Raw genomic sequence first — 22,480 nt, 5'->3', positions numbered from 1 at the left:
AGGCAGCCAGCCGGTCGCGGCCCATCCCGCTGGCCCGAGTCCTGGGGTGTGGCTGGATATACCTTTCACCACCGGCCGGCCCGGCGATCGCGCCAGGGACGGCCGTCCGGGTCGTAGATCAGGCGGTACGCGGGGGTCGCCCAGGCGCGCTGGTACCACGGGAGGCGTTCGGTCTGGTGCGGGATCAGGTGCCCCGGCGGGCGCGGCCCGTGCCGGCCGTTGTCGCGCCAGTCGCGCAGCGCCGCGGCGGCCGCGTCCATCCTTCGTACGACCGCGATCGGATCGATGAGCTCGGCGGACCCGGCGCCGGCGGGGAGGCCCAGATGCTCGCGCGTCAGCGCGAGTCGCAGATCGCGGGGGAAACGCCGGGCGCCGTCACCCAGCCCGGCCGGGTCGGCCGGCTCGCGCTCGTCGGGCGTGTCGTCGAGGATCGCGCAGGACAGCTCGCTGTCGTGGGTCCATGACCGACGGTTGAAGTTGTCGCTGCCCACGCTGCACCAGATGTCGTCGATCACGCACACCTTGGCGTGCACGTAGATCGGCGTGCCCTCGGTGTTCTCCAGGTCGAACACGTGCACGCGATCGGGCGCGGCGTGCTTGCACAGTTCGATGGCCTGCTCCCGGCCGACCAGGTTGGGCGGCAGCGCGAAGCGGCCGTCCACGTCCGGGTGCCGTGGCACAACCGCGACCAGGTGCAGCTCGGGGTTGGTCTGCAGCGCCTCGGCGAACAGCTTGGCGACCTCGGCCGACCACAGATACTGATCCTCCAGGTAGATCAGTTTCCGGGCGCGGCGGATCGCCTTGGTGTAGCCGCGGGCGATGCTCTGCTCGCCGAGCGGCGCGAAGGAGTATTTCGGGCGCATCGCCGGGTACGTCCGCAGCACCTGCACGGTCAGCGGGCCACACTCCGGCGGGTCCGGCGGTTGCGGCGGCAGATGATCGGCGTCCAGATCGGCGTGATTCAGCAGGTCGATGGCGGTGGAGATCGGCCCGTGCTGATCGAGCGGGGCCGGGTCACGCCAGCGTTCCCGGAAAGTGAGATCGAGCGCGCCGACCACCGGACCGTGCAGCTCCAGCTGGATGTCGTGCCAGGGCGGGGTCGGCCCGTACGCCTTTGCCATCCGCACCGCCTGCGGATCCCCGTGATGATCGTCGTCGTCGCGACGGCTGTGGCACAGGTCGATGCCGCCGACGAACGCGACGTCGAGCGCCGGCTGCCCGGGATGCCGCAGGATCACGAGTTTCTGGTGGTGTGAGCCGCCGCGCCGGACCCGCTGGTCGAGCAGCACCTCGCCGCCGGCCTCCCGGATCTGGTCACCGAGGTTCCGGTTCTCCTCCTCCGAATACGCCAGCTTGTCGAGGTGGGAGCGCCACAGCAGGCCCTTGACGATCACCCCGCGGCGGGCGGCCGCGGCGAACAACTCGGCGATCGTCGGGCCGCCGTCGACCGCCAACTCGTCCGGGTCGCCGCGCCAGTCGGTGAAGAACAGGTGGTCACCCGCCTGGAGCTTCTCCACCCGCTCGGTCAGCCGGGCGAAGTACCTTTTTCCGTGAATCAGGGGTTCGGCGGTGTTTCCAGCGGACCACGTGGGTATGCCGGTGTGCGGGTTGCCGCGTTCGGCGGCGGTCAGAAGCCAGTCCTCCAATGGCACGGGCAACCCCTCTGAGGTCGATGATGCCCTCACCGTAAGCCCCCTGTCCGCCGCGCGCATGTCGCGATCACCCCCCGATCGTCGCGTTCCATCTGCGGAGGAAAACCCGTCATGAGCAGTGAGCCGCTGACCACCGACGTCGTACCCGAAGTCGCCGAATCCGCCGAGACCGGACTGCTCGTCACGATGCTGCTGCTGGTGCTTTTCGGCACCGCAGCGATGCTTTACCTCTTCTGAGAGCTCGTCAAACAAGGACCCACTCGTCGTCCCGGATGATCTCTACCGTCCCTCGCGGGCCGGTGCCGGTCACCGTGATGCCGGCGCCGCCCACCACCACGTCGGTGTGCACCCCGGAGGAGTTCAGCCCCAGCTCGGCACGCTGCTCCGGGGTCATCGCCACCCCGCCCGGCACGGCGAACGGGAAACTCTGCCCCCACGCCACGTGGCAAGCGGCGTTCTCGTCGAAGAGCATGTTGTGGAACAGCGTGCCGGTCCGCGCGATCCGGCTCTCCTTGTCGACCAGCGACACCTCGCCCAGATGACGCGCACCCGGGTCGGTCTCCAGCTGGGCCCGCACCACGTCGGCGCCCTCGTCCGCGGTGACCGCGGTGATCCGCCCGCCCGCGAAGGTCAGCCGCAGCCCGGTGACCACCCGCCCGCCGATCGCCACCGGCTTGGTGACCCGCAGCGTGCCGTCGGCGCGCCGCCGGTCGGGGCTGGTGAACACCTCTTCGGTGGGAATGTTCGCCAGGTAGGGGATGCCGGCGTCGTCGATCATGCCGCCCCCGGTCCAGTGGCAGCCGGGGATCAGGCCGACCGTGAGATCGGTGCCCTCCCCGACATAGCGCACCTCGGTCAGACCCAGCGCGTCCAGCGCCGTCCCGCGCTCGGCCAGCGTCGCCGAGCGCTGCCGCCACGCCTGCACCGGATCGTCCTCGTCGAGGCGCATCGCGATGCCGACGGCCTGCCACAGCCGCTCCAGGTCGGGCTCGCCGTAGACCTGGGTGGCCCAGCCGGGATTCGGCGCGCCGACCGCCGTCCAGCGCAGCTTGCCGATCATCGCGTCGCGCCGGGCGACCATCTCCCCGGTGCGGATCGCGGCGGCTTTCGCCGGATCGGCGCCGTCGAGCAGGTGCGGGTCGGCGTCGCCGATCAGGGTGATCCAGGCGGCGCCCTGGTCGGCCCACTCGCGGATGCGCTGCAGCGCCCACGGCCGGGAGGAGGTGAGGTCGGCCAGATCGGAGTGGTCGACCGCGGACCGGCGCATCGGCCCGTCACTCCACACCGGCTCGACCCAGGCCGCGCCGGCCGCGTAGGCCGCCTCGACCACCGCCCGGGCGACCTCCAGATGGGCGGTGTCGGTGTTGAGCACGACACCCTGTCCGGGTTGGATGTTGACCCCTGCCCGGACCACGACCTCGGCGAAACGCGGAATCCAGTCCATGGCCGAGAGCCTATGCCTGTGGAGCCGTCAACCGCGGTTGACATGTGGATGGCGTCAACGTAAGTTGACAGCATGACCGAGGCAACCGACCTCGCCGCCGCCGCGAGCAGCGCCGACCCCCGGGTCGGGCTGCGCGCCGTGGTGGCACTGCGCCGCCTGCTGGAGGGCCTGGAGCACCTGCAGGTGGCCAATGCGCGCAAAAGAGGCTGGTCCTGGCAGGAGATCGCCGACGTGCTCGAGGTGACCCGCCAGGGCGTACACAAGAAACATGCGCACCTGATGCCGATGACCGATCCACGGGAGGGCTGAGATGTTCGAGCGATTCACCAAGGAGGCCCGCACCGTCGTGGTCCGCGCCCAGATGGAGGCCCGCGAACTGGGCCACACGGTGATCGGCACCGAGCATGTGCTGCTCGGCCTGCTGGCTCAGGACAGCCGGGCCGCCGCGGTGCTGCACCGGGCCGGCATCGAGCGCGCCCGGGTCCGGGACGCCGTGGTGCGCGCCGTCGGCGACCGCACCGACGAGGCCGCCGTCACCGCCGACCAGGATGCCGAGGACGCGGCCGCGCTCAAGGCGATCGGCATCGACCTGGACGCCGTCCGGGCCGCCATCGAGGAGAATTTCGGGGCCGGCTCGCTGCGCCTGCCCCGCCCGGCGCCGAAGAAGAGGGGGATCTTCGGCAAATTCTCCGCCCCCACCACCGGCGGCCACATCCCGTTCTCCAAACGGAACAAGAAGGTGCTGGAGCTTGCCCTGCGCGAGGCGTTACGCCTCAAGCACAAGTTCATCGCACCCGAACACATCATGCTCGGCGTCATCCGCGAGGGTCAGGGCCTGGCCATGCGGATCCTCGCCGACCAGGGCACCGACTTCGACCGGCTCCGCGCCGACCTCGACCGCTCCCTCGAAGCCGGCGCCGCCAACCGTTCCTGAGCCGCATTCCGGGGACGGGGAACGATCAGCGGCATGCGCCGCCACCCCCTCACCCACTGACCGCGGCCGGTCCAGGCCGTCGATTGCGGCGGTACGTCGTGAGCACCACGCCGGTGCCCACGACGTACCGCCGGATCGATCAATCGGTGTGCGGCAGCCGGCTCGCCGGAATGACGCCCAGCCGACCCTTCTGAAAGTCCTCGAAGGCCTGCTGCAGCTCGGCTTTCGTGTTCATCACGAACGGGCCGTAGTGGACCACCGGCTCGCGGATCGGCCGGCCACCCATGATGAACAGGTCGAGCTCGCTCTTCGCCTCCACCCGGATCGCGTCGCCCGCCCCGAACGTGGCCAGCTGACCGAGTCTGATCGGCCGCATGTCGGTGCCCGCCCAGCCCTCGCCGGAGAGGGTGTAGACCAGCGCGTTGTAATCCGGCTGCCACGGCAGGTCCAGTCGCGCCCCGGGCTGCAGCGTCACATGCGTCAGGTTGATCGGCGTGAACGTCGACCCCGGCCCGGCGTGCCCGGCGACCTCACCCGCGATGATCCTGATCAGCCCCCCACCATCCGGCGTGGTGACCAGGGCCGACTCCCTACCGCGGATGTCCTGGTACTTCGGGTCGATCATCTTGGCCGCGGCCGGCAGGTTCACCCACAGCTGCAGACCGTGGAACAGCCCGCCGCTGGTGACCAGGTGCTCGGGCGGCGCCTCGATGTGCAGAATGCCGCTCGCCGCGGTCATCCACTGAGTGTCGCCGTTGGTGATCGAGCCGCCGCCGCCCAGCGAATCCTGGTGGTCCATGATCCCGTCGATCATGTACGTGACCGTTTCGAATCCCCGGTGCGGATGCCACGGGGTCCCCTTGGGTTCACCCGGCGCGTAGTCGATCTCACCCATCTGGTCCAGGTGGATGAACGGGTCGAGCTCGCTCAGCGGCACCCCGGCGAAGGCCCGGCGCACCGGGAAACCCTCACCCTCGTACCCCTGCGGCGCGGTCGTCAGGCGGCGAACCGGCCGAAACTCCGTCGCGACCGGGTCCAGCTTCGGCAGGCGCGGCAGAACGAGAACGTCATCGACGGTGATTGCAGGCATTTCGAGCCCTCCTGACTTCGAGGTCTCCAGCGTAGCTCCTTCAAATCTGAAATACCAGAGTTTCGCTTCAAATCTGAAGAACCCATGATGCGCGTCCGGGGTCGGGTCTACCTGTGGTCGCCGCCCGCAAGATCGAGGATGCCGCTGAGCAGCCCAGGGTTGGCGGCGATCGTCGCGGACGACGCGAAGCTGTGGGGCGAGCCGTCGCGGTCGGCGATCAGTGCGCCGGCCTCGCGCGCGATGACCACGCCGGCCGCGGTGTCCCACGGCTTGTTGGCCAGCATGACGACGGCGTCGACCCGACCGATGGCCAGCCACGCCAAATCGATGGCAGCTGATCCGTGCATCCGGACACGCTGCACGCTCGCGGCGAGCCGTTGCGTGACTGCGAACCTCGCCCGGTTCTTCTCGGCGGCGTCCTGCCCAACCGCGTAGTCGCCCAGCGCCACCACCGCATCGCTGATTCGCTGCGTCGTGCTGACCAGGATGGGCTGGCCGTCGGCATGGGCGCCGTTGCCCTCGGCCGCGGAGTAGCGGCTACCGAGAAAGGGCAAGTCGATGACGCCGAGAACGGAGCGGTTCTCGGTGATCAAGCCGAGCGAGACAGCGCACAGCGGGGAACCGTGAACGAAGTTGACGGTGCCGTCTACCGGGTCGAGCGCCCACACCAGCCTCTCCGTTGTCCCGCTGAGGCCGTTCTCCTCACCGAGAAAGCCGATCTCTGGAATGCGCTTGGCGAGGAAGGTCCGGACCTGGTCCTCGATCGCGTAGTCCACCTCACTCGCCATGTCGCGGTCGCCCTTGGCGGTCAGTGCACCCGGTTGCATCGTGCGCATGATCTTCCGTGCCAGGTCAACCGCCTGATGGGCGACGGGAAGGAGGTCTGTGTAGTCCGTCATCATCACCCCGACTTCGGCCGGCTGCTGCCCGACGGCCGGTCGTTCCGCGTCGTCCCGACCGAGCCGGTCGACATCGCCTGACACGTGTCGCTGCAACACGCCGAGCCGTATCTCGCCGCGGGCAAGCAGATCGCGGGAGGCTTCGTGCACCACGTACCGATCATCACCGAGGGCATGGCCGACGGCTCGGCCATGGGATACATGCTCCCGGCGTTGCAGGCCACCGGCTACTTCGTCGACCCCGAGTGCCGGGTCGGCGAGGCGAAGTCCTGTTGCCCGCCCCACCCGGGAATCTGAAAGGCCAACTGATCGATGCGCATTGACTGGACTGCACTGCCCGAGGCGGTCACGACGAAGGTAGCCGCCCGAATCGGCGGAACGCACGCCGTCCCCGCCGAGGCCGGCGACCACGCGGAGATAGCCGCAACCGTCAGCGGGACTGCCGGGAAGGTTTTCGTCAAGGCGGCCTGCACCGAGTTCGGCGTCCGGTCACTGCGCTACGAGCTGCGGGTGAGTGAGGCCGTGAAGGGGCCTCACTCGCCCGCGGTCGAATGGCACTTCGAGGCGGCCGGCTGGCTGGTCGTGGGCTTCGAGCACTGCGACGGCCCGCACGCCGACCTGTCACCGGGGAGCCCACACCTTGATCTTCTGGCTGAGGCGCTGACAGGGCTCGGCAAGACACTGGCGCCCGAGGTGCCGCTGTTCACGCCGACGGGCCGGCTCGGGTTCCCACATCCGGCGATGGACGGTGACGTTCTCGTCCACAGCGACCTCGCCCCGACCAACTTGATGGTGAGCTCCCGCGGCCTGTTCATCGTCGATTGGGCATTCGCCACCAGAGCGGCGCCCTGGGTGGAGCTGGCAATGCTGACACAGTGGTTGATCGGTAGCGGCCACACGCCCGAGCAGGCGGAACACTGGCTGGCGCGGTTTCCCGCATGGGCTGAGGTCAGCCCGGACGTCCTTGACGACTTCGCCTCGAAGAACGCAACGAAGTGGGCATCGAGAGCCAAGCCCGGCTCGCCGGCCTGGATGCACGACCTCGCGGACTGGACCGGGCAGTGGGCAAGTCACCGGCGTGCGGCGGAGGAGACCCGGATCGTGACGATCCCGCCCGGCCCGCGGCGGGCGGTCAAGGCGGATCCCGGTGCCGGTCTGGGGACCACGCCGCCGAGGTGATGCCGCTGCTCAAGTCGGTGAGCGTGCACGCCAGCCAGACGCAGCAGGCTTGTGGACTGCCGACGACCGGGCTGCCGCTGAACCCGGACGGGGAGCCCGGCGCGGCCGCCGACGACGCGGCACCGGCGGGGGCGGATCAGCAGGCCGAGGCCGAGCGGCAGGCGCAACAATGCCAGGAGTCGATGGACCCAGCTCAGTCAGACCCTGATCGCGACCCGTCAGGAGCGGGACTCCAGGATGACCGACCTCCTCGACCCGGAGAGCGACCTGTCCGGCACGCAGGCGGCCGTCGATGCGGCCAACGGGCAGCTGCACGAGATCATGGACCGGCAGACGGATCTGCAGCAGTCCGCCGAGTGCTCCGGCACCCACCTCGACCGTTGGTACTACTGATCCCGCACCGGGATGCCGGTGCGGGATCGGGAACCGCGCGGACCGGTGTCAGCTGGGCAGGGTGACCTGGCCCGGGGTGGTGCGCTGAGTGGTGGTGCCGTCGCCGAGCTGGCTGTTGGCGTTGTTGCCCCAGCACCACAGGCTCTGGTCGGCGCGGAATCCGCACGTCTGGTAGCCGGTGGCGTAGTCGCCGGTCCAGGTGGTGGTGGCGCCGACCTGGACCGGGGTGCCGCGGTTGACCGTGCTGCCGTCGCCGACCTGGCCGGTGGCGTTGTTGCCCCAGCAGGACAGGGTGCCGTCGGTCCGGGCGCCGCATGCGGTGTTGAAGCCGGCGTCCGCCCTGGTCCAGGTGGTGCCGCTGCCGACCTGGGCGGGCGCGGTCTGGTACGTGCCGCCCGCGCCGAGCTGACCGTAGCCGTTGTCGCCCCAGCACCACAGGGTGCCGTCGGTGCGGGTGGCGCAGTTGAAGGCGTAGCCGGCGGTCACCGTCGCCCAGTTGGTGGCGGTGCCGACCTGCGCCGGGGTGACCGACGGGGTCAGCACGCCGAGGCCGAGCTGGCCGTCGCCGTTGTCGCCCCAGCACCACAGGGTGCCGTCGGTGCGGGTGGCACAGGTGTGTGCGAAACCGGCCGAGACGGTCGACCAGGTGGTGGCGGTGCCGACCTGCAGCGGCGTGGTCGCGGTGTACACCGACATGCCGGTGCCGAGCTGGCCGAGCCGGTTGAAGCCCCAGCACCACAGGGTGCCGCCGGTGCGGACGCCGCAGGTGTGGCTGTCGCCGGTGGTGACGACCGCCCAGTCGCTGTCGGTGCCGACCCGGGTCGGCGTGTTCCGGCTGGTCGTGCTGCCGTCGCCGAGCTGGCCGCGGGTGTTGGCGCCCCAGCACCACAGGCTGTGGTCGGTGCGGACGCCGCAGGTGTAGCTGGTGCCGGCGTCGATGGCGGCCCAGTCGCCGGCGGTGCCGACCCGGGTCGGGCTGCCGTGGCTGACGGTACTGCCGTCGCCGAGCTGACCCTTGCTGTTGCCGCCCCAGCACCACAGGCTGTGGTCGGTGCGGATGGCGCAACTGTGCGCATATCCGGCGGCAATCCGGGAAAGGGCGGCCGTGGGGGCGGCGCCGGCTGGTCCGGCGGGCATGCCGAACAGGAAGGCGGCGGCCGTCGCCAGGGCGAAGGCTGCCCGTCGCCAGCGGGCCGGGGGCGGGGCGGCCTGCGTTTCGCTCATCTGCCGATCACTCCAAACGTTGTCGACGGTGGCAGTGGGAGCGCTCCCACACGTGTAACAAAGTTCATACCATCGACGATCGATATTGACTAGGAGCGATGCGCGTCGCTGATCTTGGCGAACGCCCGGCCGATCACCGCCAGCTCGTCGGGCTCCAGCCGGTCGATGAATCGCCGTCGAACCGTTTCGAGGTGCGCCGGGGCGGCCTCGCGCAGCGCGGTCAGCCCGGCATCGGTCAGGACCGCCTCGTAGCCGCGCTTGTCGTCCGGGCAGCTCTGCTTCTCGACGAGTCCGCGTTTGACCATCGAACTGATCTGGTAGGTGATCCGGCTCGGCGACAGCACCAGCCGGTTCGCCAGCTCGCCCATCCGAATCCGGCGGTCCGGAGCCTCGGCGAGCGCGACGAGCACGTGGTAGTCGTTCATGCTCAGGCCGGTCGCGGCGCGCAGCTCGTCCTCCAGTGCGGTGTGCAGCGCCCACGAGCTCTCGATGAACGCGCGCCAGTGCTGCATCTGGGTCTCGCTGAGCGGTTCGGCCATGGCGGGAACGATACTCCTTCAAATCTTAACTTAATAGTCAACATCATGGTGTACGTCGATGGCTGACGACCTCTCGTCCCCCGCCGGCGCCGCACGCTGCGCCGGCCGGCGGGCACGATCCGTCCGCGAGCCCCGCCGCACGCCGCGCCGGAAGCTGGCCGGAGGCGATGTCGCCGAATGGTCATCAATGATCGTGACTGTTCACGACTCTGCGCCGGCGAGCCGCGTATCCGGTAGTGGGCGCTGAAATCGGCGATTCGGGAAGTGGCGCGGTAAATCCGCGTAACCGGAGATTCGCTTACCGGAGAATCAGTTCTGACACCCGCGTACCGGAAAATGTGTGCCGGAAAACCGCGTACCGGGAAATCGGCGGGACCGTGAGTGGCCGCGACCGGAAGAAGCGGCAGGCGAAAGGCCGGCCCCGGAGGGCCGGCCTTTCCGCGATGATCGCCTCGGCGGGGAGCCCCGCCGTGCTGAGGAACCGGTTATGCGAAGCGCTGGAAAGCGGGCAGCGAGCCGAGCGAAACGGTCAGCTCGACCGGGTGGTGCACCAGCGCGGCGACCGTGAAACGGGCGCCGAACGGGTCGCGGAGCTCGGCGAATTCGGTCAGGCCGGCCTCGGCCGGCTCGGCGATCAGGGCCCCGCCGAGACGCTCGCAGCGTGCCGCGGCCTCCACGATGTCCTCCACCTCGAACGCCGCCCGCCACCAGGCGCCCCGGTAGCCCGGGGTGAGTCCGGCGATCGCGTCGTGCGCCTGGTTCAGCCATTCGCCGACGCCGAAGTCGTGGCGCAGCAGCCAGCCGAACGCGGACCCGTAGAACCGGGCGGCGGTGTGCGTGTCGTCAGTGATCAGTTCCGGCCAGGACATCGTGCCGGGCTCGCCGCCGGCCTGCGCCCCCGCGAAGTCGGACGGCTCCCACAGCCCGATGACCGCGCCGGCCGGGTCCGCCACGATCGCCCGGCGCCCTCCGTGCGCGTCGGCCGGGTGGCTCAGGCAGGTGCCGCCGGCCAGTGCCACCTGCTCCAGGGTCTCCTCCAGGTCGGGCGTGCTGAGATGCGTCAGCCACCCGTCCGGACGGTCGGACCCGCTGCGGGTCAGGCCGGCCACGGCCCGCCCGTTGAGCTTGAAGCGGTCACCGGCTGACTCCCAGCCGAACAACTCTCCGTAGAACTGCGCCGCTCGCGCAGGGTCCGCACTCGCCAACTCCACCCAACAGGGTGTCATCGGTGCATAGCCTCTGATCCGCATGTGCCGCTCCATGGTGGACTTCCCCAGTTGCTTGAGCACTCTACGGCACTGAATACGCATCGTCACTACCGCACGGTTCATTGTCCGGTTTAGAGCAGAAATGAACTACTGAGCGTAAGTGTGCGAGTGAATCAGGTGATCGTCGGCAAGCGAGTTAAGGCGGCGTTCATTTTCACCGTGCGTCACCTTTGCGGCGAGGGCGTGCGCTGTCACTCTCTGTTGAGCAGCATCTCGAACCAGACCGTCGAACCACGCACCGTGGGGTCGGTGCCCCACGAGTCGCTGAGATCCTCGATCAGGCCGAGCCCGCGGCCGCGGCTCGCGAGCGTGTCGGCCCGTGCCCGGATCACGCTGCCCCGGGTGCCGGTGTCGGCCACCGAGACCAGCAGACGCTCCAGATTCAGGTCGATGTGCACCTGCGCCGGGGTCCCGGCGTGCAGCAGCGCGTTGGTGGTGAGCTCGCTGGTGCACAGGATGGCCGCGCCGATCACCGGCTCCGGCACCTGCCACTCGCGCAGCCGGGCCGACATCCACTGCCGGACCCGGCTCGGCCCGGTCGGCTCGGCGGCCACATGCATCGTCGCCGACCGGCTCATGGCCAGCGCGTGCTCGACCGCGAGCACCGCCACGTCGTCGTCGGTGGTGCCCGCGACCGCGGCGGTGGCCAGCGAGCACATGTTGCGCGGATCGCCGCTGGCCGACCCGGCGGCGGCCGCGACCAGGGCGTCCAGGCCGGCGTTCAACGCGTGGCCGCGGCGCTCGACGACACCGTCGCTGTACATCAGGATGGTGTCGCCCGGCTCCAGCGTCAGCGTTCCGGTCTGCCAGCGGCCGCCCAGCCCGAGCGGGGCGCCCGGCGGCACCTTGACCAGCTCCGCGGTGGCCGGCCCGCCGCCGAGGCCGGCCCGGCGCAGCACCGGCGGCGGATGACCGGCGCTGGCCAGCGTCACCGACCCGTCCGCCGGATCGAGCACGCCGTAGACGACGGTCACGAAGATCTCCTCGTTCCGCGACTCGGCACCCAGCGAGCCGACCAGCCGGTCCAGCCCGGCCAGCACGCTCGGCGGGGCCGGATCGGTCAGCGCCAGCGCCCGCAGCGCCGCCCGGACCTGCCCCATCACCGCGGCGGCCCGCACATCGTGGCCGGCCACGTCGCCCAGCACCATCGCCAGCCGACCGTCGAGCAGGCGGAACGCGTCGTAGAAGTCGCCACCCGCGGCGTTGCCGTCGACGCCCACGTCATAGCGCGCGGCGATCCGGAACGTGTCCAGCTCGGGCAGATGCTCGGGCAGCATGCTGCGCTGCAGCAACTGGGCGGTGCCGTGCTGCGCCTCGAAGCGGCGGGCCCGCTCGGCGGCCTGCGCCACCAGCTCGGCAGCGGCGCGCAGCAGGGCACGCTCGGCCGGCAGCCAGGCATGGGCGCGGCGGAACCCCATGGTCAGCGCCCCGCGCACGGACGGGGTGCGCAACGGCAGGGCGGCCAGGGAGCGCACCCGCCGCTCGTGCCGGTCCTGCGCGACGGCCCGCAGCGGCTCGCCGTCGGCGACGAAGGTCGCCGCGCCGGTCTCCGCCGCCGCGACCAGAGGCGCGGCCTGGTCGGCGGCGATCCGGCGCCAGACCGGGGGGAGGCGCTCGTCGGCCTCGTCGAGCATCTCGCCGCGGATCCGGCGGACGAAACGGTAGGCCGTGCCGTCGTCGACGGCCAGGGCGCAATGATCAAGATCAAAGGACGCCATGGCGTACGTCAGGACGACCCGCGTGACATCGTCGATGGTGAGAGCGCCGGCCAGCCGTGCGGTCAGCTCACCCAGACTCTGCAGCCGGTGCACCACCTGGGTGGTCTCGGCGGCCACGGTCAGCACCCCGGCGATCGTCCCGTGCGAGTCGCGCACCACCGAATGCCCGCGGGTGTAGAAGGCCGGCTCCGCGCCACCCGGGCGCAGCGTGACCTGACTCTCCGGCTCCAGCACGGCGTGGCCGGTGCGGAACACCCGGCCGATCACGTCGCTCATCCCCGGCTGGTCCCAGGCCTCCCCGAACGCCTGCACGGCCGGCCGGCCCAGCGCCACCGGGTGCCGGCCGCCCAGCACCTCGGCGTAGGCGTCGTTGTAGAGCACCACGTAGTCGGCGCCGCAGACCAGCATCATCGCGACCGGTGACTCCAGCATAAGATCGACCGCCGTGCGCACCGCGTGATCCCACCGCTCGAGCGGGCCGAGCGAGGTGCGCGACCAGTCGAAGGCATGCACCAGGGCCGCGCAGCCCTTCGCACCGGCGGACTGCACGGGCAGCGTGGAGATCGCTGGCGGGCGTGCCGCTCCCGAGCCGACCATGCGGAAAGCCTATCCCGGCTAAGCCGTTTGTACGATGTCGCACCGGCCGACCGTCCGATTCTTGACGATCTGCGAGACAGTCGCCCCGCACTGCGTCACCGTGCGTGATCTGGCGTGTGACCTGCGTGTTCTCAGATCATTTATAGTCGCCGCCGTGACTGGTGACACCACGGGGGAGCCCGTCCCCGGCAGCGAGGCGCAGGCTCCCGTCGAGGGCGGGCTGGACGGGTGGTCCGCGTCGGCGGAGACGGCCGCGGTGCCGGCGCCGGCGCCGGCCGAGGAGATCCTCGGATTCGCCGCGACCTCGGAACCGTATCCGGTGGTACCGCGGCTGCGGCTCGTGGTCCCGCCGGCCTCCGCCACGCCCGGCGGTCCGCCCTCGGGCGTTGCGTCGGCCGCTGTCGCGATCGTGCGCGGCTGGCTGTCCCGGCGCCGGCCGGTGGTGGCGGCCGGCGGCGAGACGGCCGACACCGGGACGCCGGCGGTGCTGAGCGCGGTCTACCACTACGACGACGGCAGCCACCGGGGCTCGGTGCAGGTGGTCAACGCCGGTGGCGGGGAGGCGGCGGACTGGACCGTCACGCTCAGCGTGCCGGGCGGCGAGCCGGTCACGGTGACCTCCGGGGAGGTCGCGGTGGCACAGTCGGGGACGGTCGTCACGTTCCGGCCGGCCGGTGCGGCGCTGGGCGCCGGCGACACGGTCACCTTCGGCTTCGGGTTCGCGGCGGCGCCGACGAGCGCTCCCGTCGGATGTGCCGTGAACGGTTCCGCCCGCTCCTGACGTCGGCCGGCGCCGCTGAGGCCGGGGTATCGCGGAGCACGCGCAAGGCGGAAGGGCCGGCGCTGCGGAAGCCGGGGTGCCGCGGAGCGGGAGCACGCGGGAAAGGCGGAGGGGCCGGCACCGCCGGGGCGGTGCCGGCCCCGGGGCACGGCTGTTCCGATGATCAAGGCTGGCCGGGCGGCCCGGTGATCAGGCGGGCATGCCCCTGCGCGAAGGGGTCAGCGCGGGTTGGGCAGCGTGCGGGCGAGGCTGCAGACGGCGAGAAGGCGACGCAGGACCCAGTCGTTCTCGGACCAGTCGATCTCGCCCTCGGGGGCCACCCAGCCGTGCTGGAACGCGGCGTCGCGGACGCCCTCGGCGTAGGCGGCCAGCAGGATCGGGGTGAGCGGGCGGGTGTCGGCGTCGAGGCTGTCGCGGACGCCGGCCGCGTGCTGGTCGATGACGGACATCAGGCCCGGGTTGGCCTGGGCGGCGGCGAGACCGCTGACGCCGACGGCGGCGGTCAGGTCGGCGAGCGAGGCGTGCGCGGAGCGGAGGGCAGCGCGGGCGGCGGCGTTGCTGAAGAGTCCGTTCATGAGGGAAAAGTTAGAGACTGCGGGGTAGCCAACGGTTCTCCCTAACGGTGCAGGACGGTTGAACTCGTCGCGCGGTTCCCGGTGGGTCGGCGATGCGTCCGGATCGGCCGGTGGCGCGGCGTTCGCGGAGGCCCGGACCGGGGTACGACAGCCGCGTCCGGCGAGGCAGACGGCGAGGCAGGCGAGGGAGAACCCGATGACGGGTGGGAACGGGACGGCCGCGGAGGCGGCACGGGGGAACGGGACGGCCGCGGAGGCGGCCCGGGAGAGCGGACCGGATGCGGCGCATCGGCGGCCCGACGGCGTGGACGATGTGACCGTCGAAGCCCTGGGGAAGTTGAGCGAGGCGCTGGAGACCGTGGAGCGCGTCCGGGGGCACCTGTACTCGCTGCACCAGCTGATCGGGTCGGCGGACTTCAAGCTCGACGAGGCGGTGTCGCTGTTCATGCAGGGTGGGCAGACCGCGATCGCGGAGCGGATCGAGCGCGAGCTCATCGGGCGCAACGTCGTGCCGGGTCGGTGGACGTTTCAGCTCGTCGAAGAGTTCGATGACGGGTATTACAGCGAGTTCCGCCGGCTGGAGCGCGAGGCTCGGGAGGAACTCGTGGGCGGGCGGCGTCATCTCTACGAGGCGGAGCTGAAGGAACGCCGGCGAACTCACGGACGTCCCGGCCACGAGGCCCGGCCCCGCTGACGCCGATCGGCACGGCGGCCCTGCTCGCCCGGGAGCGGCCGGGCCGCGCGGTGCGGCGGCGGAGAGACTACTCCTGGTAGTTGGCCTGGCGGGGGCGGCGACGCTGCGCGTCGTCGGCGATGATGACCGTCGCGACCACCAGGGCCACCACGACGGCGAAGAACCAGGAGGCGTCAGCGATGAGCTTCGCCGCCAGGGGCGCCTGGAAGGCGGCCAGGAGGAAGCCGACCCACGCGAGGCGGCGCTGACGTTCAGACAGGAATCCGGCAGATCGCACCCGGAAATTCTGGCGCGATAAGTCCGGATCGCCGTCACCCGTTCGGCCGATTCTGCGTTGTCCGATGGTGCCCTCAGTGTTGCGTCGGAGCCGCTCAACCATTGCCGTGATCGGTGCGTCTGCCCTGGTCGGAGCGCTGTTTGCGGGATTCTTCCGGCGATCACCGCAGGTGGCGCAGCCGATACTACCAGTAACCGAGAGAGTGCAGGCGGGTCCGCTGCTGGATCGCACCGGGGCCTGGTTGACGGTGGGGGACCCGGCCAGCCGGGTCCGGGTGCAGACGGCGACCCTGCCGGGGCTGCTCTACCGGATCAGCGCGGCTTCCGACGCCGGGATCGTGCCGGTGGTGACCCGGCGCGGTGGGCGGGTGGCGGTGCGATTCCGGGCTACGCAGGGTGACGGTCTGGACGAGGTGCACATCGTGTTGAACCGGGATGTCCGGTGGGACATCCGGCTGCCGGCCGGGGGCGGCGAGCAGCAGCTGAACCTGGCGGACGGCCAGGTGAGCCGGGTGGAGCTGGGCGCGTCCGGGCTGGCCGAGGTGACGCTGCCGGACCCGGCCGGGACGGTGCCGGTGACGTTCACCGGTGGGGTGGGCACCGCGGTGCTGCGGGCCGGACCGGCGGCGGTGTTCCGGATCCGTCTGGAGGGCGGAGCCGGAGCGGTGGAGACACCCTGGGTGGTCAACAACGGGACGCCGTCCGGCGCGGTCCTGCAGGAGGCCGGGTGGCCCCGGGCCGCCGACCGGTACGCGGTCCGCGCGGTGGCCGGGATGGGCAGTGTGATCCTGCGCCGGAGCGGGCCGGACCCGCGGCCGACACCCTGACGGCACCGCCGGGGCCGGCCGGCCCCGGCGCGGACGCCGCGGTCACTGTGGTCCGGTCAGTCCCGTGGTGCTCGGCCGGGCGTCCCGGTCGTCGGGTTGCCGCCCGTACTCGTTGTCGCTCGGGTCGTCCTGCCCGTCGGTGTCCCAGGAGGCCATCGCCCGGGTCAGCTCGTCCACCGGCAGTTTCTTCTCGTCGCGCCAGGCGCCTTCGACGTGATCGGTCATGAGCTTCCACGTACCCGGTCCGGGTCCGGCGAAACGACACGACGGTGCGGAGGAACGGCCGCGAAACGACACGACGGTGCAGAGAAACGGCCGGGAAACGACACGACGGTGCGGAGAAACGGCCGCCCCCTTACCGAGGGGGCGGCCGTGCGAAGGGAGCGGATCAGATGCCGGGCCGGTCGATGTGGCCCCGCCAGCTGCCGGTGGTGATCCCGCCGCGGCTCTCGATGAACTCCTTGAACCGGTGCAGGTCGCCCTTGATCCGGCGGTCGACCAGCCCCAGCTTGTCGCCGGCGAGCTCGACCAGCCCCTGCGGGTCGAAGTCGAGCTGGACCGTCACCCGGGTGTGCGTGTCGTCCAGGCGGTGGAAGGTGACCACACCGGCCTGCTTCTCGCCGTCGGTGGCGGTCCATGCCACCCGCTCGTCGGGCAGCTGCTCGGTGATCTTCGCGTCGAACTCCCGGGTCACCCCGGCGATGGTGGTCTTCCAGTGCATGTGCGTGTCGTCCAGCTGCTGGATCTCCTCGACGCCCTCCATGAAGCGCGGGAACTCCTCGAACTGGGTCCACTGGTCGTAGCAGGTGCGGACCGGGACGTTGACGTCAACGAACTCGGTGACCGTGCTCACGCGTCTCCTCCTTCACTCGCATGCCAGGCTTCAGCGGTGTTCTGGAACGTCTGCCCCTCGGGCAGCGTTCCGATCCGGCGCAGCACGTCGTCCGGGGCGGACATGGCGCGCGCCGAGGCCTCCAGCGCGGCCCGGTCACCCGGGAAGGCGTTGCGGCCCAGGAAGCTGCCGAACCGGCTCAGGGCCTCACCCTGTGCGCTGCCGACGCCGTTCGGGACGCCGCGGCCGAAATCGCCGTTCGGGGCGATGGTGACCTCCGGCTGGTCCTCTCCGGCGGGCTCCGGTGTGTGCGACTCGTCGGCGCGTCCCCCGGCCGGACCCCGGAAGATGCCCCGGACCTCCGAGGCCATCTGGTCGTCCAGCACCGCGCCGTGCTTGCTGTTTCCCCGTTCCATGATTGCGGGGTGCCCTCGGCGAACGGGGCTAAACGTGGCTAACGTGCGGAGATGGACATGGTGGATGCGATCGTCGTCGGGGCCGGCCACAACGGATTGGTGGCCGCAAATCTGCTGGTGGACGCCGGTTGGTCGGTCCGGATGCTGGAGGCGGCCGGGGAGCCGGGCGGTGCCGTCCGCTCCGGCGAGTTGACCGCCCCCGGGTACCTTTCGGATCTGTTCAGCGCCTTCTACCCGCTGGGGTTCGCGTCGCCGGTGCTCCGGGACCTGCACCTGGAGCGGTACGGGCTCGCATGGACGCACGCCCCGAACGTTTTCAGTCACGTGCTGCCGGACGGGCGGGCCGCCACGATCAGCCGGGACCTCACCGCGACGATGGCCTCGATGGAGGCGTTCGCGCCCGGGGACGGCGAGCGGTGGAAACACGCGTACGACGACTGGGCGGACGTCTCGGACCGCATGCTCCCGGTGATCCTGCGGCCGTTCCCGCCGGTCCGGGACGGTCTGCGGCTGGCCGGCCGGCTCGGGTCGGTGGATTCCCTGCGCCTGGCCCGCCGCCTGATGCTCTCCGCCCGGGAACTGGGCTCGGAGCTGTTCAGCGGCGAGGGTGCCCAGGTGGCGCTGGCCGGTTGCGCGCTGCACACCGACCTGTCGCCGGAGGAGGCGGGTGGCGGGGTCTACGGCTGGCTGCTGTCCATGCTCGGCCAGGAGGTGGGCTGGCCGGTGCCGGTGGGCGGGGCCGGCCAGCTGACCGCCGCGCTGGTCCGGCGGCTGACCGAGCGGGGCGGCGAGATCGTCTGCGGGACCCGGGTGAGCCGGGTGCTGGTGGCGCGCGGCCGGGCGATGGGGGTGCGGACCGTGGACGGCCGGGACTGGCGGGCCGCCCGGGCCGTGGTCGCCGACGTGCCGGCGCCGGCGCTGTTCCTGGACCTGGTCGGTGAGCGGTGGCTGCCCGGTCGGATGGCCGAGGACCTGGCGCACTTCCGCTGGGACGGGGCCACGGTGAAGGTGGACTGGGCGCTGACCGGGAGGATCCCGTGGCGTACGGCCGAGGTGGCCGGCTCCGGCACGGTGCACCTGGGCGCCGACCTGAACGGGCTGACCCGGTACTCCGGCAAGATCGCCACCGGAGAGGTGCCGGAGCACCCGTTCCTGCTGCTCGGGCAGATGACCACGGCTGATCCGTCCCGGTCACCGGCGGGGACGGAGAGCGCCTGGGCGTACACTCACCTGCCGCACCGCGAGGACTGGCCGGCCGACGAGATCGCGGCGCACGTGGAGCGGATGGAGGGGGTCATCGAGGAACAGGCGCCGGGCTTCCGGAACCTGATCGCCGGGCGGCACGTCTTCGCCCCGGGCGATCTGGAGGCGGCGGATCCGTCGCTGGTCGGGGGCGCGCTGGGCGGCGGCACCTCGGCCGCGTTCCAGCAGCTGTTCCTCCGTCCGATCCCCAGCCTGGGCCGCGCCGACACGCCGGTCGACCGGCTCTATCTGAGCAGCTCGTCGGCGCATCCGGGGGGCGGCGTGCACGGCGCTCCCGGGGCGAACGCGGCCCGCGCGGCGTTGGCCCGGGACCGGGCGCTGACCGGGGGCGCCTACCGCGCCGTGATCAACGCCGGTCACCGAGCGATCTACGGGTGAGATTCGGCGATGTCGGCGAGCCGGCGCAGCGCCTCGACGTTGCGCTGGTGCAGCACCAGATCGTTGATCTTGTTGCGCATCCAGAGCAGCGGCCCGGACTGGAAGTCCTCGTGCATCACCACCCGGGTCGCGCCGTCGGACGCCGGCTCCAGCACGATGTCGACCACCGCCTCGCCCAGCGGCCACAGCCCGGCCCGGATCTTGAGCTCCCGGCCGGGCACGCACTCCAGCACGGTCGACGAGTCGTGCAGCGACAACGGCCACGGGCCGGCCTTGTGGTGCAGTTTCGAGCCGGTCGCCGGCCAGTCCTGCTCGACGTCGCGGATGTGGGAGGTGCCCACCACCCAGTCGCTGTAGGACCAGCCGTTGGCGAGCACGGCGAAGACGCGGTCGGGGGATGCCTGCACGGTACGAGTCACAGTGGCCACGATGTCGTTTTACCCTGCGTAGCTGCCGCATAACGACGTACCCGATGTTTACGCTGGAGGCAGCCGGGCAACGAAACCTGCCGTTGCCCCGGCGCACGTCGCCGCTCATGTCGCCCAGAGGAGACCCCGTGCGAATTGCGATGATCTCCGAGCACGCCAGCCCACTAGGCGTGGGCGACCAGCACGCCCACGTGGCCGAACTCTCCACCGCGCTGGCCGAGCTCGGCCACGAGGTGCGCGTCTACGTCCGTCGCACCGATCCGGCGGTGCCCGAGATCGTCCCGGTCGGGGCCGGCGTGCACGTCGTCCACATCCCGGCCGGCCCGCCCAGCCCGCTGCCGGACGAACAACTGCTGCCGCACATGGCGGAGTTCGCCGGCCGGCTCAACGAGCTGTGGCAGCGCGACGGCTGGACGCCGGACGTCGCGCACGCCCATTTCTGGACCAGCGGCCTGGCCGCGGTCACCGCCGCCCGGCAGGCCGGCATCCCGGTGGTGCAGTCGTTCCACGAGCTCGGCACGATTCAGCCGGCCGGCGCCGGCCCGTCCCGCACCGGCTACGAGCGGGCCCTCGGGCGGGCCGTCGACCGGGTGGTCGCGCAGACCCAGGACGAGGTGCAGGGCCTGGTCCGGATCGGGGTGCCACGGGCCCAGCTGACCGTCGTCCCGGCCGGCGTGGACAGCGAGCGGTTCACCCCGGACGGCCCGGTCGCCCCCCGCGACCCGGACCGCACCCGCATCCTCTCGGTCGGCAAACTCGTCGAGCACAAGGGGTTCGGCGACGTCATCCAGGCGATGCGCTACGTCCCCGGCGCCGAGGTGGTGGTGGTCGGCGGTCCGCCGGCCGACCAGCTCCCGGCCGACCCGGGCGCCAAGTCGCTGCGCGCGCTCGCCGAACGCTTCCAGGTCGCCGACCGGTTCCGGCTGATCGGCGCGGTCCCGCACCGGGACATGCCCAGCTGGTACCGCTCCGCCGACCTGCTGGTCGCGGCGCCCTGGCAGGAGCAGTTCGAACGCTCCGCGCTGGAGGCGATGGCCTGCGGCGTGCCGATCATCGGCACCGCGGTCGGGGGGTTGACCGAGACCGTCGTCGACGGGCTGACCGGCGACCTGGTCCCGGCCCGCGACCCACGGGCGCTCGGCGGGGCCCTGCGCCGGCTGGTCAACGACAAGGTGCGCCGGTTCACCTACGCGACCGCGGCCCTCGACCGGGCCCGGCAGGCGTACAGCTGGAAGCGGGTGGCCGCGCAGATCGGCTCGGTCTACTCCGCGGTCACCGGCCTGCGCCGCACCACCGCCGAGCCGGAAGTGGTGGCCTAGGCCTAATCCTCCCTCCACCGACCGGTGGATGGCGGAGATCGCTCACCGGTCGATTCGGGCACCCGGGTCGGTCCGTGACGCTGAGAGCATGACAGTCATCGAGGTCAGCAACCTCAGCAAGCGTTACGGGGACACGGTCGCGGTCCGCGACGTGTCGCTTGCCGTCGAGGACGGCGAGATCTTCGGCATCCTCGGCCCGAACGGGGCCGGCAAGACCACCACCGTCGAGTGCGTCGCCGGGCTTCGCGAGCCGGACGGCGGGACGATCACCGTGCTCGGCCGCGCACCGCGGGATCCGGCGCTGCGGCTCCAGGTCGGCGTGCAACTCCAGGAGAGCCGGCTGCAGGACAAATTGACGGTACGCGAGGCGCTGGAACTGTACAGCGCCTTCTATCCCGAGCCGGCGGACTGGCGGACGCTGGCCGGTGAACTCGGGCTCGAGGGCAAGCTGCGAACGTCGTACAGCAAACTGTCCGGAGGGTTGAAACAGCGACTCTCGATCGCGCTGGCCCTGATCGGCAACCCGCGGATCGCCATCCTCGACGAGCTGACCACCGGGCTCGACCCGGCCGCCCGCCGGGACACCTGGGACCTGATCGAGTCGGTCCGCGACCGCGGCGTCACCGTCGTGCTGGTCACCCACTTCATGGAGGAGGCCGAGCGACTCTGCGACCGGCTCGCGGTGATCGACAAGGGCGCGGTGATCGCCCTGGACACCCCGGCCGGCCTGGTGGCCCGCACCGAGACCGGGCAGACGATCCGGTTCCGCCCGTCCGCCCCGCTCGACGACGCCCTGCTCACCGCGCTGCCCGAGGTGCGCGGGGTGCGCCGGCTCGGCGACCGGGTCGAGGTGACCGGCACCGGCAACCTGCTCGGCGCGGTCAGCTCGATGCTCGCCGTCCACCAGATCGTCGCCAACGACCTGCGCCTGGAGCAGGCCAGCCTCGACGACGCCTTCGTCCGCCTGACCGGCGTCCCCACCCAGGAGTGACCATGAACGTCTTCGTCAAGCTCACCCGCACCGAACTGAAACTGCAGCTGCGCGAGCCGGTCACGGCCTTCTTCTCGCTGCTGTTCCCGACCATCCTGGTGATCATCCTGGGGAGCATCCCGGCGTTCCGGAAACCGTCGCCGGAGCTGCACGGGGGCCGGACCATCGACGTCTACGTCGGCATCGCGGTCGCGCTCAGCGTCGCCATGCTCGGCCTGCAGGTACTGCCGATGGTGCTGGCCGCCTACCGGGAGAGCGGCGTGCTGCGCCGGATCGCGACCACTCCGGTCCGGCCGATCACCCTGCTCGCCGCGCAGATGGCGGCGCTGATGGTGATGTCACTCGGCTCCGCGGCACTGACCATCGCGGTCGGATTCGTCGCCTTCGACGTGCCCCTCGCGGGCAACTTCGCCGGCTTCGTGCTCGCCTATCTGCTCTGCGCGGCCGGCGTCTTCGCGATCGGGCTGCTGATCGCCGCACTGGCGCCGACCGGCAAGGCCGGCAACGCGATCGGCACCCTGCTGTTCTTCCCGTCGATGTTCTTCGCCGGGCTGTGGACACCGCGCGAGTTCATGCCGGGCATCGTGCAGAAGATCGGCGACTACACCCCGATGGGCGCCGGCGAACGCGCCCTGCACGACGCGATGACCGGGCACTGGCCGAACGGGCTCTCGGCGGCCGTCCTGATCGGATATCTGGCCGTCTTCGGCCTCGGGGCCGCGCGGCTGTTCCGCTGGAACTGACACACTGGACACGGCTCACC

Annotated in this window: 27 protein-coding genes and 1 pseudogene; 14 read left to right on the top strand and 14 right to left on the bottom strand. The window is 71.3% G+C overall.

From position 1 onward, the window contains the following. Positions 1–65 precede the first annotated feature (65 nt). Positions 66–1,652: a phospholipase D-like domain-containing protein gene (locus ACSP50_RS32465; RefSeq protein WP_014693553.1), complete on the bottom strand. Its 1,587-nt coding sequence runs from the start codon at positions 1,650–1,652 to the stop codon at positions 66–68. 111 nt (positions 1,653–1,763) lie between these two features. Between ACSP50_RS32465 and ACSP50_RS44710 the strand changes: the two genes are divergently transcribed. Further along, on the top strand, positions 1,764–1,889 hold the full coding sequence (locus ACSP50_RS44710) for a hypothetical protein (RefSeq protein ID WP_014693552.1): 126 nt from the start codon (positions 1,764–1,766) through the stop codon (positions 1,887–1,889). 7 nt (positions 1,890–1,896) lie between these two features. Here the strand turns inward: ACSP50_RS44710 and ACSP50_RS32460 are convergent, their stop codons facing one another. Then, positions 1,897–3,096, bottom strand: coding sequence for an aminopeptidase (locus ACSP50_RS32460; RefSeq protein WP_014693551.1), 1,200 nt, complete (start codon positions 3,094–3,096; stop codon positions 1,897–1,899). Between the two features lie 72 nt (positions 3,097–3,168). On the opposite strand from ACSP50_RS32460, the gene ACSP50_RS32455 reads away from it, so the two are divergent. The 3 genes and pseudogenes from ACSP50_RS32455 to ACSP50_RS45245 all read left to right on the top strand — a co-directional run bounded on the left by ACSP50_RS32455 (position 3,169) and on the right by ACSP50_RS45245 (position 4,030). Next, a complete protein-coding gene (locus ACSP50_RS32455) occupies positions 3,169–3,405 on the top strand; it encodes a hypothetical protein (RefSeq protein WP_014693550.1) in 237 nt (78 codons plus the stop codon). Position 3,406: 1 nt separating this feature from the next. Next, a pseudogene (locus ACSP50_RS45250) lies at positions 3,407–3,547 on the top strand (Clp protease N-terminal domain-containing protein); the annotation flags it as partial. Positions 3,548–3,901: 354 nt separating this feature from the next. After that, the gene (locus tag ACSP50_RS45245) at positions 3,902–4,030 is read left to right on the top strand and encodes a Clp protease N-terminal domain-containing protein (protein ID WP_369793971.1); all 129 of its coding nucleotides are present in this window, start codon (positions 3,902–3,904) and stop codon (positions 4,028–4,030) included. Positions 4,031–4,169: 139 nt separating this feature from the next. Here the strand turns inward: ACSP50_RS45245 and ACSP50_RS32445 are convergent, their stop codons facing one another. Both ACSP50_RS32445 and ACSP50_RS32440 read right to left on the bottom strand, forming a co-directional pair. After that, entirely contained in the window at positions 4,170–5,120 is a 951-nt protein-coding gene (locus ACSP50_RS32445) for a pirin family protein (protein WP_014693548.1), read from the bottom strand. Between the two features lie 107 nt (positions 5,121–5,227). Continuing rightward, a complete protein-coding gene (locus tag ACSP50_RS32440; RefSeq protein WP_231956765.1) occupies positions 5,228–6,172 on the bottom strand; it encodes an inositol monophosphatase family protein in 945 nt (314 codons plus the stop codon). On the opposite strand from ACSP50_RS32440, the gene ACSP50_RS32435 reads away from it, so the two are divergent. From ACSP50_RS32435 to ACSP50_RS42700, 3 genes are all read left to right on the top strand, one after another. Beyond that, positions 6,164–6,316 (top strand): hypothetical protein, encoded by a 153-nt coding sequence (locus ACSP50_RS32435; RefSeq protein WP_231956764.1) that lies wholly within the window; start codon positions 6,164–6,166, stop codon positions 6,314–6,316. The genes ACSP50_RS32440 and ACSP50_RS32435 overlap by 9 nt on opposite strands. 15 nt (positions 6,317–6,331) lie before the next feature. Then, the gene (locus ACSP50_RS32430) at positions 6,332–7,198 is read left to right on the top strand and encodes a phosphotransferase (protein WP_014693544.1); all 867 of its coding nucleotides are present in this window, start codon (positions 6,332–6,334) and stop codon (positions 7,196–7,198) included. Between the two features lie 237 nt (positions 7,199–7,435). Continuing rightward, complete coding sequence (locus ACSP50_RS42700; protein ID WP_014693543.1) at positions 7,436–7,591, top strand: hypothetical protein; 156 nt, start codon at positions 7,436–7,438, stop codon at positions 7,589–7,591. A gap of 48 nt (positions 7,592–7,639) precedes the next feature. Here the strand turns inward: ACSP50_RS42700 and ACSP50_RS32425 are convergent, their stop codons facing one another. The 4 genes from ACSP50_RS32425 to ACSP50_RS32410 form a co-directional block, all read right to left on the bottom strand. After that, complete coding sequence (locus tag ACSP50_RS32425) at positions 7,640–8,815, bottom strand: RCC1 domain-containing protein (protein ID WP_014693542.1); 1,176 nt, start codon at positions 8,813–8,815, stop codon at positions 7,640–7,642. Positions 8,816–8,904: 89 nt separating this feature from the next. Beyond that, a complete protein-coding gene (locus ACSP50_RS32420; protein WP_014693541.1) occupies positions 8,905–9,354 on the bottom strand; it encodes a MarR family winged helix-turn-helix transcriptional regulator in 450 nt (149 codons plus the stop codon). 485 nt (positions 9,355–9,839) lie between these two features. Further along, positions 9,840–10,565, bottom strand: a complete 726-nt coding sequence (locus ACSP50_RS32415; RefSeq protein ID WP_231956763.1) for a VOC family protein — start codon at positions 10,563–10,565, stop codon at positions 9,840–9,842. Positions 10,566–10,813: 248 nt separating this feature from the next. Beyond that, positions 10,814–12,937, bottom strand: a complete 2,124-nt coding sequence (locus ACSP50_RS32410; protein ID WP_014693539.1) for a SpoIIE family protein phosphatase — start codon at positions 12,935–12,937, stop codon at positions 10,814–10,816. 154 nt (positions 12,938–13,091) lie between these two features. Here ACSP50_RS32410 and ACSP50_RS32405 point away from each other — a divergent pair, with 154 nt between their 5' ends. Then, positions 13,092–13,718, top strand: a complete 627-nt coding sequence (locus tag ACSP50_RS32405) for a cellulose binding domain-containing protein (RefSeq protein ID WP_043512618.1) — start codon at positions 13,092–13,094, stop codon at positions 13,716–13,718. Positions 13,719–13,936: 218 nt separating this feature from the next. Here ACSP50_RS32405 and ACSP50_RS32400 read toward each other — a convergent pair whose 3' ends face one another. Further along, positions 13,937–14,293 carry a DUF6401 family natural product biosynthesis protein gene (locus ACSP50_RS32400; protein WP_014693537.1) on the bottom strand — a complete coding sequence of 119 codons (357 nt, stop codon included), beginning with the start codon at positions 14,291–14,293 and terminating at the stop codon, positions 13,937–13,939. 196 nt (positions 14,294–14,489) lie between these two features. On the opposite strand from ACSP50_RS32400, the gene ACSP50_RS32395 reads away from it, so the two are divergent. Beyond that, positions 14,490–14,987, top strand: a complete 498-nt coding sequence (locus ACSP50_RS32395; protein WP_014693536.1) for a hypothetical protein — start codon at positions 14,490–14,492, stop codon at positions 14,985–14,987. Between the two features lie 67 nt (positions 14,988–15,054). Here ACSP50_RS32395 and ACSP50_RS32390 read toward each other — a convergent pair whose 3' ends face one another. Continuing rightward, complete coding sequence (locus ACSP50_RS32390) at positions 15,055–15,264, bottom strand: hypothetical protein (RefSeq protein WP_043512615.1); 210 nt, start codon at positions 15,262–15,264, stop codon at positions 15,055–15,057. Between the two features lie 202 nt (positions 15,265–15,466). Between ACSP50_RS32390 and ACSP50_RS32385 the strand changes: the two genes are divergently transcribed. Next, the gene (locus ACSP50_RS32385) at positions 15,467–16,090 is read left to right on the top strand and encodes a hypothetical protein (protein WP_014693534.1); all 624 of its coding nucleotides are present in this window, start codon (positions 15,467–15,469) and stop codon (positions 16,088–16,090) included. Positions 16,091–16,132: 42 nt separating this feature from the next. Here ACSP50_RS32385 and ACSP50_RS32380 read toward each other — a convergent pair whose 3' ends face one another. From ACSP50_RS32380 to ACSP50_RS32370, 3 genes are all read right to left on the bottom strand, one after another. Beyond that, positions 16,133–16,315 (bottom strand): hypothetical protein, encoded by a 183-nt coding sequence (locus tag ACSP50_RS32380; protein ID WP_014693533.1) that lies wholly within the window; start codon positions 16,313–16,315, stop codon positions 16,133–16,135. Between the two features lie 163 nt (positions 16,316–16,478). Further along, complete coding sequence (locus ACSP50_RS32375) at positions 16,479–16,943, bottom strand: SRPBCC family protein (protein ID WP_014693532.1); 465 nt, start codon at positions 16,941–16,943, stop codon at positions 16,479–16,481. Next, complete coding sequence (locus ACSP50_RS32370) at positions 16,940–17,338, bottom strand: DUF2795 domain-containing protein (protein ID WP_014693531.1); 399 nt, start codon at positions 17,336–17,338, stop codon at positions 16,940–16,942. Before ACSP50_RS32370 ends, ACSP50_RS32375 begins: the two co-directional genes overlap by 4 nt. A gap of 51 nt (positions 17,339–17,389) precedes the next feature. Between ACSP50_RS32370 and ACSP50_RS32365 the strand changes: the two genes are divergently transcribed. Then, positions 17,390–18,979: an NAD(P)/FAD-dependent oxidoreductase gene (locus ACSP50_RS32365; protein ID WP_043512612.1), complete on the top strand. Its 1,590-nt coding sequence runs from the start codon at positions 17,390–17,392 to the stop codon at positions 18,977–18,979. On the opposite strand, the gene ACSP50_RS32360 is transcribed toward ACSP50_RS32365, so the two are convergent. Next, positions 18,970–19,398 (bottom strand): SRPBCC family protein, encoded by a 429-nt coding sequence (locus ACSP50_RS32360; RefSeq protein WP_369793884.1) that lies wholly within the window; start codon positions 19,396–19,398, stop codon positions 18,970–18,972. The genes ACSP50_RS32365 and ACSP50_RS32360 overlap by 10 nt on opposite strands. Before the next feature lie 137 nt (positions 19,399–19,535). Between ACSP50_RS32360 and ACSP50_RS32355 the strand changes: the two genes are divergently transcribed. The 3 genes from ACSP50_RS32355 (at position 19,536) to ACSP50_RS32345 (ending at position 22,460) form a co-directional block, all read left to right on the top strand. Beyond that, positions 19,536–20,726 (top strand): glycosyltransferase, encoded by a 1,191-nt coding sequence (locus ACSP50_RS32355; protein WP_014693528.1) that lies wholly within the window; start codon positions 19,536–19,538, stop codon positions 20,724–20,726. Positions 20,727–20,814: 88 nt separating this feature from the next. Continuing rightward, the gene (locus ACSP50_RS32350) at positions 20,815–21,717 is read left to right on the top strand and encodes an ABC transporter ATP-binding protein (protein WP_043515960.1); all 903 of its coding nucleotides are present in this window, start codon (positions 20,815–20,817) and stop codon (positions 21,715–21,717) included. Between the two features lie 2 nt (positions 21,718–21,719). Then, positions 21,720–22,460 carry an ABC transporter permease gene (locus tag ACSP50_RS32345; RefSeq protein ID WP_014693526.1) on the top strand — a complete coding sequence of 247 codons (741 nt, stop codon included), beginning with the start codon at positions 21,720–21,722 and terminating at the stop codon, positions 22,458–22,460. The last annotated feature ends 20 nt before the right edge of the window (positions 22,461–22,480 follow it).

Origin of the sequence: Actinoplanes sp. SE50/110 (assembly GCF_900119315.1) — a bacterium.
Taxonomy (GTDB): Bacteria; Actinomycetota; Actinomycetes; order Mycobacteriales; family Micromonosporaceae; genus Actinoplanes.
Note: the sequence above shows the minus strand (reverse complement) of the source record. Positions and strands in the feature narration are given on the sequence as shown.